Raw genomic sequence first — 16,087 nt, forward strand, 5'->3', positions numbered from 1 at the left:
CCAGTGTAACAGTCAGCTTGCCAGGGTCGTCCAGCGCCCCCCTCCCGCATGGCTGCGCAGCACGGCCTCGGCAAAGGCCAGGCCCGCCACGCCATCGGCCACCGTCGGCAGCCAGCGCGCCGCTTCCGGTATCGGCGTCCCCGCCTGCAGGGCGCGAATGGCCAGGGCCGCATCCAAGTACAACTGGGCGAACGCTTCCAGGTAACCCTCCGGATGGCCGGCCGGCACGCGCGTGGCGTGGCGCGCGGCGGCGCTGTCGACCCGGCCCGGGCGCAGCAGCTGGCGGTTGCCGCCCTGCGGCGTACACCATAACGCATTCGGTTGTTCCTGGTCGAAATCCAGCTGCGCCTTGCTGCCGAACAGGCGCAAGCGCACCGTGTTTTCACACCCGGTCGCCACCTGGCTGGCCCACAACGTGCCTTTCGCCCCATTGGCATAGCGCAGCATCACCTGCACGTGGTCGTCCAGGGTGCGGTGCGGAACAAAGGTCGACAGTTCCGCCAGCACGGCATGCGGCGTCAGGCCGCTGACGAACTGCGCCAGGTGATACGCGTGCAAGCCCACGTCGAGCAGGGTGCCGCCCGGCCCCGCTTTCAGCGGGTCGTTATGCCAGTTGCCTTCGCTCATGCCGCCGGCAGCAATCGAATCGGCCAGCCAGTCCTGCGAGTACTCCACTTGCACGAGGCGCAATTCGCCGATCTCGCCCGCCTCGACCATGGCTTTCGCATGGCGCAGCAGCGGGTAGCCGCTGTAGGTATGCGTGAGCGCAAACAGCAGATTTTTCTGCCTGGCCAGCGCCGCCAGCGCCTGGCCTTCCGCCAGCGAGATGCCCAGCGGCTTGTCGCAGATCACGTGGATGCCCGCTTCCAGGAATGCCGTGGCGACGGGCGCGTGCAGGTGGTTCGGCGTGACGATGGCCACGGCCTCGATGCCGTCCGCCCTGGCGGCCTCCGCCTGCGCCATGGCGCGGTAATCGCTGTAGCAACGGTCGGGCGCCAGGTGCAGCGCCGCGCCGCTGTCGCGCGCGCGCTGCGGGTCGGACGACAGGGCGCCCGCCACCAGTTCGTACTGGTCGTCGATGCGCGCCGCGATACGGTGCACGGCGCCGATGAATGCGCCCTGCCCGCCCCCTACCATGCCCAGCCGTAAGCGTCGCTGCATGTCGTCTCCCTATTTCAATCCCAACAAATGGTTGATCTGGCCCTGGTCTACGGCGCTGCCCGCGAAATCGTCGAACGCATGTTCGGCCACGTGGATGATGTGGTCACGGATGAAACGTGCGCCCTCTGCCGCGCCATCTTCCGGGTGTTTCAGACAGCATTCCCATTCCAGCACGGCCCAGCCGGGGAAGTCATACTGCGCCATCTTCGAGAAAATCGCCTTGAAATCGATCTGCCCGTCACCGAGCGAGCGGAAGCGTCCGGCCCGGTCCTGCCAGTCGCCATAGCCGCCATACACGCCCTGGCGCCCGTTGGGCCGGAATTCCGCGTCCTTGACGTGGAAGGCCTTGATGCGCGCATGATAAATATCAATGAACGCCAGATAATCGAGCTGCTGCAGCACGAAGTGGCTGGGGTCGTACAAAATCGACGCGCGCCGGTGATCGTGGACGGCGGCCAGGAAACGCTCGAACGTCACGCCATCGTGCAAGTCCTCGCCCGGATGCAATTCATAGCAAAGGTCCACGCCGGCCGCATCGAACGCGTCGAGGATGGGCAGCCAGCGCCTGGCCAGTTCCGCGAATGCCGTTTCCACCAGTCCGGCCGGGCGCTGCGGCCACGGATACAGATACGGCCAGGCCAGCGCGCCGGAAAACGTCACGTGCGCCGTCAGGCCCAGGCGTTGCGAGGCGGTGGCAGCCCACAGCAGTTGCTGCGCGGCCCAGGCCGTGCGCGCGGCAGGATCACCGCGGACTTGTTCTGGCGCAAAGCCGTCGAACAGCGCGTCGTAGGCCGGATGCACGGCGATCAGCTGGCCCTGCAAGTGCGTCGACAATTCCGTCACCTGCAAGCCATGGCGCGCCAGCAGGGCGACCACGTCGTCGCAGTACTGCTGGCTGGTAGCCGCCTGCTCCAGGTCGAACAAACGCGGCGCCGTCGGCAGCTGCAAGCCCTTGTAGCCCAGGCCGGCCGCCCATTGCGCCAGGTGCTCGAGCGAGTCGAACGGCGGCTCGTCGCCGAGAAACTGGGCCAGGAAGATGGCCGGGCCCTGGATGGTTTTCATGTCAATGTCCTGTTGGAGAAAGCCGGGGTCAGACCCTCAATGCCGCTAACGCAAAAGTCATTGCTGGCGGGCGAGGGGGTCTGACCCCATAATTTAAAAAGGCGAGTTCGGAAAGTAAAACTGCTTGGCGTTCTCGCGCGTGATCAGCACCGAGGGAATTATCGTATTGGCCGGCAATTTATCACCTTTCAGACGCGCTTCCGTCGTCAGCTTGATGGCGTCGTACATGAACTTCGGCGAGTACGACACGTCGGCCACGATCAGCGGGTCGGAACCGTCCATGATCTTTTTCACGGCGCCCTTCGCGCCGGCGCCGCCGAACACCTGCTTGATGTCCGTGCGCTTGGCTTGCGCGATGGCTTTCTGCACGCCGATGGCCATGTCGTCATCGGCGGCCCAGACGGCGTCGATCTGCTTGAAACGGGTCAGATAATCCTGCATGACCTTGAAGGCATCGTCGCGGTTCCAGTTGCCGTACTTGGCGTCGAGCACCTTGATATCGGGATGGCCCTTCATCACGGCGGAAAACGCGTCAAAGCGCTCGTTGTCCAAGGTGGTCGGCATGCCGCGCAGCACGACGACATTGCCCTTGCCATTTAAACTTTTCGCCAGGTATTCGGCCGGCAGCTTGCCGAAGGCCGTGTTGTCGCCCGCTATATAGGCATCCTGCGACTGCGTGTTCGTCAAGCCGCGGTCCACCACCGTCACATACACGCCCTTGTTTTTCACTTGCGCCACGGGCTGCGTCAGCGAGGCCGATTCGATGGGAAAGATCACCAGGGTGTTGATCTTATTCACCGTCAACATATCCTGCAACTGGTTCGCCTGTTCGGGCGCCGTGGCGGCCGTCTTGACGATGATTTTCAGCCCCGGATGGGCCTTTTCCAGCTCCGCCTTGGCCTGGTTGGCCCACCAGACGATGCCCGAGGTAAAACTGTGCGTGGCCGTGGGAATGGCCACGCCGACGACCAGCTTGTCAGCGGCTTGCGCCGGCCCCATCGGCAGCGCCCACGCCTGCATCACCAGCACCGCCATCCCTGCTACCCGTATAAAGCTCTTCATGCTGCTCTCCTCCAAGGTTGTGGGCGCCCGTTGGCCGCCCTTTCAGAACGCCGCTCTTGTTTTATTTGCGGCCTCGCTGCAGGAAGGCGACGGCGATGATCACCACGCCTTGCACTGCGGCATTCAGGTAGACACTGATGATGCTGGTCAAATTCAGGATATTGCTGATCACGGAGAGCAGGATGGCGCCGATCACGGTGCCGACGATGCGCCCTTCTCCCCCTTTCAGGGCCGTGCCGCCCACGACCACGGCGGCGATCGCTTCGAGTTCCCACAGCAAGCCCGTGGTCGGCGTGGCCGAACCCAGGCGCGGCACGTACAGCACCGTGGCGATGCCCACGCAGATGCCCAGCAGCATGTAGGTGGCGATTTTCACTCTGTCGACATTGATGGCCGCATAGCGCGCCACTTGCTCGTTGGAACCAATCGCCTGCACGTGCCGGCCAAACGTGGTGCGGTTGAGGATGACGGCGCCAGCCGCGGCGACGAACAGAAAGATCCAGATCGGGATCGGTGCGCCCAGCACGCTCGTGTAGTAGACGGGGCTGTACAGCTCGGACAGCGTGACGTCCAGGGTCAGTGCGCCGCCATCGGCCAGATATGTGAGCACGGCGCGGAAGATGCCCAGAGTGCCCAGAGTGACGATGAACGGTTCGATATTGCCCTTGCTGATCAACAAGCCGTGCATCAGGCCGAAGCCGGCACCGAGGATCAAGGCCATGGCGATGCCCAGCACCAGCATGGTGATCGGTGCCAGGTCGCCGCCCGCGCCTTGCGCCAGCGCATTCATGAAATAAATCATGCAGCCGGCGATCAGCGCCGCCATGGAACCGACCGACAGATCGATGCCGCCCGAGATGATGACGAAGGTCATGCCGACGGCGATGATGCCGATGAAGGCCGTGCGCGTAAGCACGTTCATCAGGTTGTCCACGGTGGCGAAGTCGCCATTGAGCAAGGTGCCCGCGATGCACAGAGATAACAAGCCCAGCACGGGGCCGAAGCCCTTGATGCGCGCGCCGAATCGGGAGATTGGGGATACGGTGGTGTCAGTGCGTGCCGGTTGCATGGGCAATCAACTCCTCTTCGGTCAGGTGGTCAGCAGACAGGGTGGCTTGCAAGGTGCCGGCGCGCATCACGGCGACGCGGTGGCACAGGCCGATCAATTCGATCAATTCCGATGAAATCACGATCACGGCGCGCCCTTCGGCGGCCAGGCGGTGGATCAAAAAGTAAATGTCGCGCTTGGCGCCCACGTCCACGCCACGGCTCGGTTCATCGAGCACGACGACGCGGGGGTCCGAATGCAGGTATTTCGCCAGCGCCAGCTTTTGCTGGTTGCCGCCGGACAGCATGCGCGCGCGGCTGTCCAGGTCGCCCGTGCGGATATTGAAATCCTCGACAGCCCTGGCCAGCGCCTGCTTCTCTCCGGCAACATCGAGCCACGGCCGCGCATAGCGCTCCATCGTCATCATGGTGAGGTTTTCGCGCAAGCCCAGGTTCACGTGCAGTCCTTTTCCCTTGCGGTCTTCGCTCAGATAGGTCATGCCGTGCTGCATCGCTTGCCTGGGCGTGCGGATATCCACGGGCTGGCCATTCAGATGGATCGTGCCCGCGCTGCGCGGACGCAAGCCCAGCAGCGCCTCGAACGATTCCGTGCGCCCCGCGCCCACCAGGCCCGCAAAGCCCAGCACTTCGCCCCCGCGCACCTCGAACGACAGCGCTTTCGCCCAGCCGGGCACGCTCAAGCCATCGACCTTCAGCAGGATCGGGGCATCCGGCGCCAGCGGCACTTTCGCGGGGAACATGTCGGACAATTCGCGCCCCACCATCAGGTTCGCCATCTGCTGGCGCGTGAGGCTGGCCGTCGGCTCGCGCGTGACGAAACGCCCGTCGCGCATGACGATGACCTCGTCCGTATTGCGCTCCACTTCGTCGAGCTTGTGGGAAATGTAGAGGATAGTCACGCCATCGCTTTTCAGCTGCGCCATGACGGCGAACAGGCGCTGGGTTTCCGACGACGTCAGGGTGGCGGTCGGTTCGTCCATGATCAAAAAGCGGGCGCGGCGCGACAGGGCCTTGGCGATTTCCACCAGCTGTTTCTCGGCGACGATCAGGTCGCGTATTTTGGTGTCGGGCGAGACGTCCAGCCCCACCTGTTTCAGATAGCGCGACGCTTCTTCGCGCATGGCCGCCTCGTCCAGCAGCCAGCCGCGCGTCTTTTCGTGGCCTAAAAACATGTTTTGCGCCACCGTCAGGTGCTCGGCCAGGTTGAATTCCTGGTGGATCAGCACGATGCCGGCGCTCTCCGCCGCGCGCGAACTGGCGAAGCGCCGGGGCTGGCCATCGATCAGCAGCTGGCCTTCGCTCACGCTCTCGTAGCCGGCGAGGATTTTCATCAGGGTCGACTTGCCGGCGCCATTTTCACCCAGCAAGCCATACACGCGTCCCGGCGCCAGGGTAAAACTGACGCCATGCAAGACGCGCACGGGGCCGAAATCCTTGCACACCCCCTCGAAACCGACGGCAACGCTCACTATGCACTCCCTCGCAAGACCAAGTTATGTTCCAGCAACACGCCCGGCACGCTGGCTGCCGGGTCCGCCAAGCGCTGCAGCAGCAGGCGCGCCGCCGTCTCGCCCAGTTCGCGCATCGGCTGCGCGATGGTGGTCAAACCCGGGTCGATCTGCGCGGCGATGGCGATATCATCGAAGCCGATGACGGCCACGTCTTCGGGCACGCGTTTTTTCAGCTGGCGCAGCGCGCTCAGCACGCCAATGGCCAGGGTGTCGGAGACGGCAAAGATGGCCGTCGGCGCATCGGGCCCCGCCATCATGCGCAACGTGGCGGCCGTGCCAGCTTCATAGTCGAGGCTTTGCACCGTGTGCACCCATTGCGGCTGCACGGGCAAGCCGGCCGCCGCCAGCGTGTCCAGATAGCCTTGCTGACGTTGCCGCGCGTACAGATAGCGTTCATCGGAGTTGATCAGGCCGATACGCGTATGGCCGCGCGACAGCAGGTGCGCGACGGCGTCGGAGGCGGCCCGGTGGTTGTCGATGCCGACATAGGGCACGGCCACGGCGGGGTCGAATTCGCAACACGCCACCCACGGCAGGCTGACGGATTCATGCGACAGCGCATGCTGCACCGTGTCCGGGTCCAGGCAGATGGCGCCGTCGGCGCGGTGCATGCGCAGCAAGTCGAAATACGAGCGCTCGCGGCCTGCGTCGGCGCCCGTGTCGCACAGCAATACAAAATAGCCGTGTTCGCGCGCCACCGTGTCGATGCCGCGCACGATCTGCGCATAGAAAGGGTTGCCCACGTCGGGCACCATGGTCAGCAGCATGCGGCTCTCGGCCGTGCGCAGGCTGCGCGCCAGGTGGTTCATGCGGTAGCCGAGCGCCGCCACGGACGCGAGCACCTTGTCGCGCGTGGGCGCCCGCACGCCTGCCTGCTCGTTCATCACGCGCGAGACGGTGGCCACCGACACGCCCGCATGCGCGGCGACGGCGCTGATGGAGACGGTTTCGGTCGGCAAGGAAGACGGGACGGCTGGCGGCATGGGGTTTTTCATATAAATGTAATCGATTACATTTATAGGCCAGTCACGCGCGCGATGCAAACATTATCGATGCTGCGATGCGCAAAAAACAGGCAGGAAAAGAGAAAAAACGGAGACCGAACGGGGATAAAAACGGCCCTGTGCGGGCCGACTGACGCAGCTACTTCTGGACTTGGAAGGTGTTCTGCTGCACGGCAAAACCGGCGCGCACGGCGGACAGGGCCGCCACCCACAGGATCAGGCCGGCACCGAGGCAACCGATAGGATGGATGGGGCCGTGGCGCACGGTGAACGGATAGCCGATGGCCCACACGCACAGCGCCATGCCGATGGCCACATGGCGGCGCGCCTTGAACAGCCAGGCCAGCGGAAAGAAATGCAGGCCCACGATCAGAATGACGGCGGGAATGAACCACGCCTGCAAGCCCACGTTTTTCAGGACATTGCCGACGATAAAGATGGCGATCCATTGCCCCGCGTTCACGATATTGAACAGCCGGCCCGCGCGCTTCGCTTCCGGCGTCTGTTCCGCCGCCGCATGTGCGGCCCGGTGACGGCTGAACTGGCGCCACGCCAGCATGAACAGCAGGACGGTGATGGCGGCAATGGGTAGCAACCTTAAGGGATGCGCGCCATACGTCTGCACGCACCAGGCGGCAACCCACAGGCCGCCAAACACGGAAAAGAACATGGCGCCGATGGCGCTGCGGGCAAGGGCGGCGGCAGGGTCGGTCTGTGCGGTCTGTGTCAGGGTCATGGCAGGGTCTCCCGGTCAATCAAAGTGATTACTTCATCATCGCGCAAAACGTTTCCGGATTGCCGTCAAGGATGACGCCGCTTGGCCAGCGGTGGCTGCGCTGCTGGGCGCGCAGCAGGGACGCGGCCAGGGCCGAGTCGCCGTCGATGGCATACACGAAGACGGGCATGTTCAGGCTGGCCGCATCGGCCAGCAAATTCGGATTGGCGTCGAGGCTGCGCGCGTCCACGTGCACGCCCGTCGGCATGCCGATCTGCTGCTGCACGCGCTGCAGCCAGGGCTTGTCCAGCTTGGGCGGACGGGCATTTTTCGCGATATAGCGGCTGACCCGGTTGGCGCCGGCCGCCTGCGCATTGCGCGCATCAAACACGAGCAGACCGAGGTAACCGTGCGGATCGGCGCGGCGCGCACAGGCCAGGTTGTTCGGCACGCCCGACGTCAAAAACCAGTTGCCATGCTTGATGTTGGCGCGCAACTGCGCCACCAGCGTATTGATGGGCGCGCACGACGGCACGACATCCTTGATTTCCGCATTCAGGGTCTTGGCCGGGAACGCGGTGGCCAGGTCGGCCACATCGCTAACGAACGGCGGCGTTTCCGGCGTGGCCACGCCACGGTTCTTCATGCTGGCCGCGCGCCAGTCGTCGGCCGTCAATTGTTTCACGGTGCGGGGCGATCCCGTGTCGACGACCCGGCCCGTGAGCAGATCGTGGTGCACCACCCAGCTGCCGTCACCGAGCAGCTGCAAATCCGTCTCGACGCCGTCCCAGGTGCCGAAATACGTGTTGCGCAGGGCACTCAGCGAGTTTTCCGGCGCATTGCCGGCGCCACGGTGGGCATGCACCTTCATGCCCAGGCAGTCGGCCTGGACGGCCGTGCTGGCCATGCACAGCAGCAAGGCCAAGGCGGCCGCCTTATTTCTTTTCCGGGTGATAACCATATTCGAGTCCCTGCAAAATATTGATGCGGATCGCTTCGTTGACGGGGTAGCTGTAGCCCTGCCCCACCGCCACGACGTGCGTGATATTGGCCAGCAAGCCCTTGCCGGCGATTTGCCAGCGCGTGCTGTCGCCGTCGGCCTGGCGGTTCCAGTCCAGCATCTGACGGAACAGCTCGCTCTTCGTGACATTGTTGTCCGACAGGGTAAAAATGCCCCAGGTTCCCAGGAAAGCGCCGGCCAGCACGCCCGTGGCGATCCACGCGGAACGGCGGCTCAGCTGGCCATCGGCGCCCGCCTGCTCGCCCCGGCGCGCCGCCAGGACCAGCAAGCCCACAGTGGCGATCAGGTACAGCAGTTTCGAAAAGTGGCCGATGGCGCCCAGGAGCGAAAAGAACAGGGCCACGGGCGGCACGATGGCCGCGCGCGCCGCTTCCTTGCCCTCCGCATAATACTTGCCATGCACTTCAAAATCGCTGCGGCTGGCGCGGTACTCCACCAGCTTTTCCGCCGTCTGGCGCGCGGCGAACTGGTCGAACAGGCGGCTGAACTCGGCCGGGCTCGCATACGCGTCTTGCACCACGGCGCCCTTGGGCAGCCGCAAGCCCTTGCCCGCTTCGCTGCCGTCGCCGCCGTCCGGCCCGTCGCGCAGGACGGCCTGTATGCCGGGGCGCGCCACGAAGGCGGGGAAGGACAAGCCCGGCGGAATGCGGTCGCCCTTGATAGTCAAGCCCTTGCCGGCCGCTTCCGACGCATAGCGGCGCTTGACGGCCAGGCGGAACGATAGCTGGTCGGCCGGGTGCCAGTTGGCCGACACGGGCACCTTTTTACGCACATTGTTGACCACGGCCGCCTTGCGCCGCGCCGGCACGGAATGCGGCTGCCAGCCGTGGCGCGACAGGCTTTGCCGGTAATCGTTCCACGCCGATTCCTGCTGCTGGCGCAAGCCCGCATCGTCGTCGGGAATGATACCCGAATACAATTTCCACTTGTCATGCACTTCGCCGATCGCTTGCTGGTACTTGTCGTAGTACCCGGCCGCGCCGCCTGCGATCTTGCGGACATTGAAATTGATCAACTGCTCCTTGGCCGGCTCCATGCGCTCATCGAGGTGGCCCACCGACACGGCCAGGAAGGGGAACAGGGCCAGAAAAGCCTTGCCTTCCGGCTTGGCAAACAGGGTGGCATCATCGACCAGGCCCTGCAGTTGCAAGCTGCCGCCCACCAGCGAGCGCTGCATCAGGGTGGTATTGAAGGCCAGGCGGCGAAATTGCGCATCGCGCGTTTCGACCAGCACCGTGACCGTCGTCTTCAGAATGCCGAACACGACCGCGGCCGTGGCGACGCAGCAAAAGACGATCTTTTTCCAGCTGGGGCCGCTGCCATTGTTCTTCAGGCGGCGGCGCCACATCAGTTGCAGCACCACCAGCGCGGCGGCGATGCCCGACAGGCTGCGGCCATAGAATTCCACGCCTTCCACGTCGTGCGGCTTGACGTCGCCGCCCACCACATCGAGCAAACGGGCATTGAAGCCCAGCTCGCAGCACAAATAAATGATCGTCAGGACGATCAGGATCAAGGTCTGCCGGATTTGCAGACTGCGCAGACTCGCGGCCATCTTATTTCCTCAGATCGATGACGACGGGCTTGATCTCTTCAGCCTGGAAGATCATCGGCGCGGCCGCCGGCGCGGCACCGCGCGGGGCGGGCACGCTGATGGCGGGTGCCGCCGCCTTGGCCGGAGTTTCCTGGCGGCGCGGCTTGGCGCTGGCGCGGCTGCCCGCTTTCGGCGCGGCGGCCGGGGCCGATGCCGGGGCCGGCGGGGCCGGGATCACGCGCCCGCTGTCGCTGCCGCTGCCAGGCAGGGTGGCAATGACGGGGCCGGTACCGCGCAAGCCGTCGTCGGCAAACGGCTGGGCGCGGGTATCGACGCCGGGCGGCACGGCCACGCTGGCGTTGAGCAGGCGGTTGTCCGTGTAGATCATGCGCGACAGGCGGTTGTAGTTGGGAAAGTCAATATTCAGCGATTTCGCGTCCGCCGCCAGTTCCACGCGGGGGCGGTCCTTGCAATTGCCCACCGTCCACTGCAGCACGTCCGTGCCCTGGAAAGCCAGCACTTCATAGCGGTAGGCGCAGCCGCGCTCCTGGGTTTCCACGATCACCACGGTGCGCTCGCCCACGTTTTCCACGCGCGCCACGCGGGCCGTGATCGCGTTGGCCAGCGGCACGACGCGAAACGCCTGCGACAGCTTGATCGAATACTTGCCTTGCGGATCCTTGCGCAAGGTGCCTTCCATGCCGTCGCGCAGGCGGAAGGTGGACAGCGGCGTGCCGAACAGCTCGGCCGTATCGAGGCCCATCACCACGCCGCCACGGCCGTTCGGCGTCATGGCGCAGCCCGTCAACAGCATGCCGGCGGCCACGCCCATAGCCAGTTTGCGCCAGTGCGCGGATGCAAAATTCTTATACGTTGTCATGCTTGATAACTTTCTCTTATTTCAGGATTCAGGGATTGATGACGGCCAGCGGATTGCCCGGGCCTGGCGGCGGCAAGACTTTCTGGCGGTTGCGCGACAGCACGGTGAAGGCGCCCAGGGTGTCCGGTCCGGCGACGATTTCCAGCTGCTCGCGCTGCAGCCAGGTGCGTATCTCCGCCTCCGTCGCCTCGGCGCGGAACAGCACGCGCGTGCGCACGCCCGTCTCGACGCCGCTGCCACTGCCGCTGCGGAATTCCGCATTGCCGACGACAGCCTGATCTTTCGGCAGGAACAGCCAGGCCGATTGCACCACCATCACGCTGGCGGCCACGGCCGTGACAATTTTCAGCCAGCGGTTCGCATTGGCTGCCTTGATTGGCGCCGCCTGTGGCGCGGCGGCATCGGCCGAAGCGATCTGCAACTGCTGCAAGCCCTGGCGCAGCAATTGCCGGTAGGCCACGCGGCCATCCTTGCCCAGCTCGCTCGACAGGGGCGTGCCCGTCAGCGCATAGCCGTCGCCAGGCAAGGCCACGCGGGCGATCACGCCGGGCGCCGCCGTGGCCCCATTGGAACGGCCATGCAGCTCCAGCCAGCGCGCCGCCTGCAGGCGCTCCTGGCTGAACACGCCCAGGCAGGCGCCCAGGTCCGTCACGGCCACAGTCACGGGCATGTCGCACAGCACCAGGCCCGCGCGGGGGTCGGCGGGCGCGTCGCGCTCCTCGACCACGAGGCCGCAGGCATCCGCATACGCCGCGTCCGGCGTGACGAGCCAGCCGCGCCAGCGCTGCCGCGTGCTGTCCCAGGCATCGAGCAGCACGGCGCCAAAGCCGGGGCAACGCGCCAGCAGGTGGATTTGTCCGCCCGCGATGGGCCGCCCGGCCAAGGGCGCCGCGTCGCTGCGGCGCGCAAAGCGTTCCATCAAGTGTTCCGGCACGGCAATGCCGCGCCAGTCGGGGGGAGTACCCGCCACGTCCGCGTCCAGCAGCTCGGCGGAAGTCGGCGGCGATGGCAGGCGCGCGGCAACGATGGCCAGCGAGGGCGTCAATGCAGTCATGCCGGTGGCCTTTCATCAGGGTTCGGGTGGGTGGACACGGGGTCCATGTGCAGGGATAACGCGGCCACGCACAGAATATCCAAAACTATTTGCGCCGCCTGCATATCGCGCGCGGTCAGCGCATCGCCCACGCGCAGCTTGAGCAGGGTCAAGACCCAGCTGCCCAGCAAGGTGGCGCGGTGGGCCGGCTCGACGATCTGCCGTCCCGCGCTGGCGGGATCGCCCTTCTGACGGTGCACGAGACCTAATTTTCCGCCGTGATAATGCGCGGAAGCGATCTGCTCGGCCAGTTCCTTGACGGGCATGCCGCCGCAGCCGCAATGACGCAGCAGCAAGATCAAATCGCGGGGCAAGGTGGAGATAAACAGGTCGGCCGCGTCGCGCACTTGCTGCGGCGTGAGCTGGTAGTCGCGCAGCGGTTCGGCATAGGCGTCGGGCGCCTGCAAGTCGCAGCCCTCCTGCGCATCGGCGTCGTCGTCATCGCGCTGCTTGCGCAGCTGGTCGATGATGAAGCGCTTGAAGTACAGGAACAAGGCACCGACGTGGTGGGGCGCGGCGTCGCTGTCGCTGTGCAGGACTTTTTCGATGAAGAACTGGTGACGCAAATCGGCCAGCGTATCGCCGAGCGAGGCCGCCTCGCGCGGGCGGCACGGCGTCAGCGCGGCGATGACGCGCTGGTAAAACTCGCCCAGTTCGCCCTGTGTCAGCCGCTGGCGGCGCGTCCAGAAGTCATGAATCCGTTCAAATTGTTCCGATTGCAAAGCCGGTCCGATCGTGTGTTGGGCGGCACGCGCCACTGGCCGGCGGCGATACCCACCGTGCGCTGGCCAGACAAGAGAAACTTGTCAGTAAGGTAAAATGCATTTAGGCAATTTTCTCATATCACAGTAAAAATCGCTAACTTTTGTTACTTTCACGACAATTCCCGAGACGCCGATGCATCGCCTGATTTCCCTGTTTTTCAGCCTGTTCTTTTTACTGCTCAGCAACGTGGCGCACGCCGCCGCGCCTGCGGCTCCGGGCAAGCGCATCGCCCTCGTGATCGGCAACGCGGCCTATCCCCAGCCCCTGTTAAACCCCGTGAACGATGCGCGCGCCATGGCCGAGCGCCTGCGCCGCCTGGGCTTTGAAGTGCTCTTGCGTACGGACATCAATGCGCAACAGCTGCAAAAGGCGTCGGCCGAGTTTTCCACGCAGGCGCGCGGCGCCGATATCGCCCTCGTGTTTTACGCGGGCCACGGCGCGCAGGCGGGCGAAGCCAATTACGTGCTGCCGCTGGGCGCGAACATGAATGCGCTGAGCGCGTCCGCCATCGCCGCGCAGGGCGTGTCCGTGTCCAGCCTGGCGGGCGACCTGCAGCGCACGGGCGCGCGCGGCGCCGTGCTGATCCTCGATGCTTGCCGCCAGGAATATACGCGCGGCGGCGCCGTGATGGTTCCGGGCGGCGGCAACGCGGCCAGCCACGGTTTTGCCGACACGCAAGCGCCACGCGGCGTGGTGATTGCCTATTCGGCGGGACCGGGCGCCCTGGCGCGCGATTTCTGGTCGCCCGATTCGCGCAACAGCCCGTACACGAGCGCCCTGCTCGACGCGCTCGACGCCCCGGGTCTGCCCATGAGCGACGTGTTCTCGCAAGTGGCGGCCAGGGTCGCCGCCATGACGCACGACGTGCAAAAACCGCGCGTGTCATTTGGCGAAACGTCGGCGCGCCTGGTGCTGAACATGGGCAGCGGCAAGGGCGTCAGCCCGCCGGCGCCGGGCGTGCTGGCCGGCGCACAAGGACAGGGCGGCATGCGCGCACCGGTCCCGGCGCCTGCGCCAGCGGTGGAAAAGCCGGCCGCACCGGGGGCCAGGGTGTGGCCAGGCAATGTGCTGCAAGACATCAACTATGAAATCCGCATGCAGATCGCGGCACGGCCGTTTCCCCGCCAACAGCTGGAAAAGCGCGCACGGGGCGGCGACCTGGTGGCGCTGACGGCGCTCGGCTACGGCATCGGCGGCGGCGACGCGGGCATCAAACAGCCGAAGGCGGGCATGCAGTGGCTGGAAAAAGCGGCCGCGAAAGATTTTCCTATCGCCCAAACCTACCTGGCCGAATTGCTGATGGTCAAGGGTGACCCGGCCTCATTGAAACGGGCCGGCGTGCTGCTGGACGCCGCCTCGCAAGCCGGCTACAGCCCCGCCCATGCGTATAAATTCGACCTGGCGCGGCGCACGGGCGCACCGCCGCAGGACGCGGCCCGCCATCTGCAGGACGCTTTCATGGGCTTGATGAAGGATTACCAGGGCGCCGCCAAGGACGTATTACAGCCGCCGAAAAAATAACTCAAAATAATTTTGGATTTCCCTGAACTGCCCCCGTTATCCGTGGGTACATGCAATACAGCATGACAGTGACCAGGGAAATCTTATGCACACATCCAGCCCGGCAGCAACCATTACCACCGGCCAACGGGGCCGCATCCTCGCCTATCAACCGAGCGGACAGGGTTCCGTCAGCGTGGCCGGCATCCAGCATGCCTTCGACGTGGCCACCCACTGGCGCTCGGACGTGGCGCCCGCCATCAACGCCGTCGTCGACGTGCGCTTCGACGACGTCGGCGGCCTCGCCACCGTCACGGCCATTCCCGCCCAGCAGCTGGCCCAGGAAGACATGGCCGGTGCCGCCAAGCTGGCGCGCGACAAGGGCCAGCAACTGTGGGGCCGGGCCGTCTCGGCGCTCGGCGTCAAGGTGCTGGGGGCTCTTGGCGTGCTGATCGCCGGCGCCTTCATCTTCAACACCATCGGCATCCGTTTGTTCGCCTCCGTCTCGCGCACCTATTGGCAGCTGCTGGGCCTGTCCGCGGACAGCCTGGAAAGCTTTGCCCGCGATGGCGGCAGCGGTTTTACCTCGGCCCAATTCTTCTTCCTGCTGGCCATTACCGCCTGCTGCGCCACCATGGCCAGCAACCACCCGAAAGCGGCGCTGGGCAAGTGCGCGCCGCTGCTGTTCATCGTCCTCCACAGCAGCTTGCTGTTCATCAAGATCAAGAGCGCCGTCAGCGACGCGGGCAACGCCATGGGCGGCATCATGGGCAGCCGCGCGGCCCGCATGGCCGAGCAGATGGCCAGCGAAATGCTGGGCCAAGTGTGGCAGGGACTCTCGTTCGGCATCGGCTTTTACCTGGTGCTGGCGGCCAGCATTGTCCTGGCCGCTTACGGCATCGGCGAATACAAACGTAAAACCATCGGCTAAGTCACCTCACACATTCACTAAAGGAAATATCATGAACCGTACCCTGCCCGCCCTGCTCGCCATCGCCGTGATCCTGTCCGCCTGCGGCAAGACCGACACCGCCACACCGGCCGCCTCCGCCCCCGTCGCCGCGAATGTCGCCGACATGGCCGCCAAGGCGCAAGTCAAGGCGGCCGCCGCAAGCCTGCCGCAAGCGGATGCTGCCACGCCAAACGCCAGCTATATCGACATCACCAGCGGCAACCAGCTGATGTACAGCTACATCGCCCTGTCCGGCGTGCCGCCCGACTACGCGGCCGTGGCGCAGCGCATCTCGCGCGAATATGCGGGCAGCAACGACGCCTTCCGCAAGCAGGAAGTGCTCGACGCGCTGAAACCGCAGATCGACGCCAAGGTCAATGAAGCCAAGACGAAACGCTACCTGCGCTACCAGATCAACGGCCAGGGCGCGCTGTCGCCGTACGCCATGGACAAGGCCGCCTTCCCCGCCAAGTTCGCCGACGCGGGCACGTATTACTACATGTACGACAACGGCGACTACAAGCTGGCATTTACCAACGGCGACGGCTACGCGCTGCTGAAGGTGGACCAGGAGGCGGCGCGCAAGATCGAGGCGGCCCGCAGCGGCTACAAGGACTTCGCCATCATCGTGTATGCCTACGCCCAGGAAGCGGACATGGCCAGCAACCAGGTCAAGGCGCAGATCGTCAAGGTGGCGATCAAGCTGAACGGACAGGAAATTCCTGTCAGCCAGGCGCTGTAGAACGAGCTCGGTTACAC

General features: G+C 65.1%; 15 protein-coding genes. 3 read left to right on the plus strand and 12 right to left on the minus strand.

Annotated elements, in window-relative coordinates:
* Positions 1-12: 12 nt before the first annotated feature.
* The 12 genes from OX462_RS27025 to OX462_RS27080 form a co-directional block, all read right to left on the minus strand.
* Entirely contained in the window at positions 13-1,161 is a 1,149-nt protein-coding gene (locus tag OX462_RS27025; protein ID WP_409027416.1) for a Gfo/Idh/MocA family protein, read from the minus strand.
* A gap of 9 nt (positions 1,162-1,170) precedes the next feature.
* Complete coding sequence (locus OX462_RS27030; protein ID WP_409027417.1) at positions 1,171-2,223, minus strand: sugar phosphate isomerase/epimerase family protein; 1,053 nt, start codon at positions 2,221-2,223, stop codon at positions 1,171-1,173.
* Between the two features lie 93 nt (positions 2,224-2,316).
* The gene (locus tag OX462_RS27035) at positions 2,317-3,285 is read right to left on the minus strand and encodes a substrate-binding domain-containing protein (RefSeq protein WP_409027418.1); all 969 of its coding nucleotides are present in this window, start codon (positions 3,283-3,285) and stop codon (positions 2,317-2,319) included.
* Between the two features lie 61 nt (positions 3,286-3,346).
* Positions 3,347-4,354 carry an ABC transporter permease gene (locus OX462_RS27040; RefSeq protein WP_409027419.1) on the minus strand — a complete coding sequence of 336 codons (1,008 nt, stop codon included), beginning with the start codon at positions 4,352-4,354 and terminating at the stop codon, positions 3,347-3,349.
* Positions 4,335-5,822, minus strand: coding sequence for a sugar ABC transporter ATP-binding protein (locus tag OX462_RS27045; protein WP_409027420.1), 1,488 nt, complete (start codon positions 5,820-5,822; stop codon positions 4,335-4,337). Before OX462_RS27045 ends, OX462_RS27040 begins: the two co-directional genes overlap by 20 nt.
* Entirely contained in the window at positions 5,822-6,847 is a 1,026-nt protein-coding gene (locus OX462_RS27050) for a LacI family DNA-binding transcriptional regulator (protein WP_409027421.1), read from the minus strand. Before OX462_RS27050 ends, OX462_RS27045 begins: the two co-directional genes overlap by 1 nt.
* Positions 6,848-7,007: 160 nt before the next feature.
* Complete coding sequence (locus OX462_RS27055; RefSeq protein ID WP_409027422.1) at positions 7,008-7,604, minus strand: hypothetical protein; 597 nt, start codon at positions 7,602-7,604, stop codon at positions 7,008-7,010.
* 28 nt (positions 7,605-7,632) lie between these two features.
* A complete protein-coding gene (locus OX462_RS27060) occupies positions 7,633-8,544 on the minus strand; it encodes a glycerophosphodiester phosphodiesterase (RefSeq protein WP_409027423.1) in 912 nt (303 codons plus the stop codon).
* Positions 8,519-10,159: a hypothetical protein gene (locus tag OX462_RS27065; RefSeq protein WP_409027424.1), complete on the minus strand. Its 1,641-nt coding sequence runs from the start codon at positions 10,157-10,159 to the stop codon at positions 8,519-8,521. The genes OX462_RS27060 and OX462_RS27065 overlap by 26 nt, the downstream gene beginning before the upstream one ends.
* Before the next feature lies 1 nt (position 10,160).
* Positions 10,161-11,018 (minus strand): hypothetical protein, encoded by an 858-nt coding sequence (locus OX462_RS27070; protein WP_409027425.1) that lies wholly within the window; start codon positions 11,016-11,018, stop codon positions 10,161-10,163.
* A 28-nt stretch (positions 11,019-11,046) separates the two neighbouring features.
* Positions 11,047-12,072 carry a hypothetical protein gene (locus OX462_RS27075; protein ID WP_070313057.1) on the minus strand — a complete coding sequence of 342 codons (1,026 nt, stop codon included), beginning with the start codon at positions 12,070-12,072 and terminating at the stop codon, positions 11,047-11,049.
* Complete coding sequence (locus OX462_RS27080) at positions 12,069-12,833, minus strand: hypothetical protein (protein WP_409027426.1); 765 nt, start codon at positions 12,831-12,833, stop codon at positions 12,069-12,071. The genes OX462_RS27075 and OX462_RS27080 overlap by 4 nt, the downstream gene beginning before the upstream one ends.
* A gap of 175 nt (positions 12,834-13,008) precedes the next feature.
* Between OX462_RS27080 and OX462_RS27085 the strand changes: the two genes are divergently transcribed.
* From OX462_RS27085 to OX462_RS27095, 3 genes are all read left to right on the plus strand, one after another.
* Positions 13,009-14,397: a caspase family protein gene (locus OX462_RS27085; protein ID WP_409027427.1), complete on the plus strand. Its 1,389-nt coding sequence runs from the start codon at positions 13,009-13,011 to the stop codon at positions 14,395-14,397.
* Positions 14,398-14,482: 85 nt separating this feature from the next.
* Complete coding sequence (locus OX462_RS27090; RefSeq protein WP_409027428.1) at positions 14,483-15,307, plus strand: hypothetical protein; 825 nt, start codon at positions 14,483-14,485, stop codon at positions 15,305-15,307.
* Positions 15,308-15,338: 31 nt separating this feature from the next.
* The gene (locus OX462_RS27095) at positions 15,339-16,070 is read left to right on the plus strand and encodes a hypothetical protein (protein WP_409027429.1); all 732 of its coding nucleotides are present in this window, start codon (positions 15,339-15,341) and stop codon (positions 16,068-16,070) included.
* The last annotated feature ends 17 nt before the right edge of the window (positions 16,071-16,087 follow it).

It is taken from the genome of Janthinobacterium aestuarii (assembly GCF_046113285.1).
Lineage (GTDB): Bacteria > Pseudomonadota > Gammaproteobacteria > Burkholderiales > Burkholderiaceae_D > Janthinobacterium.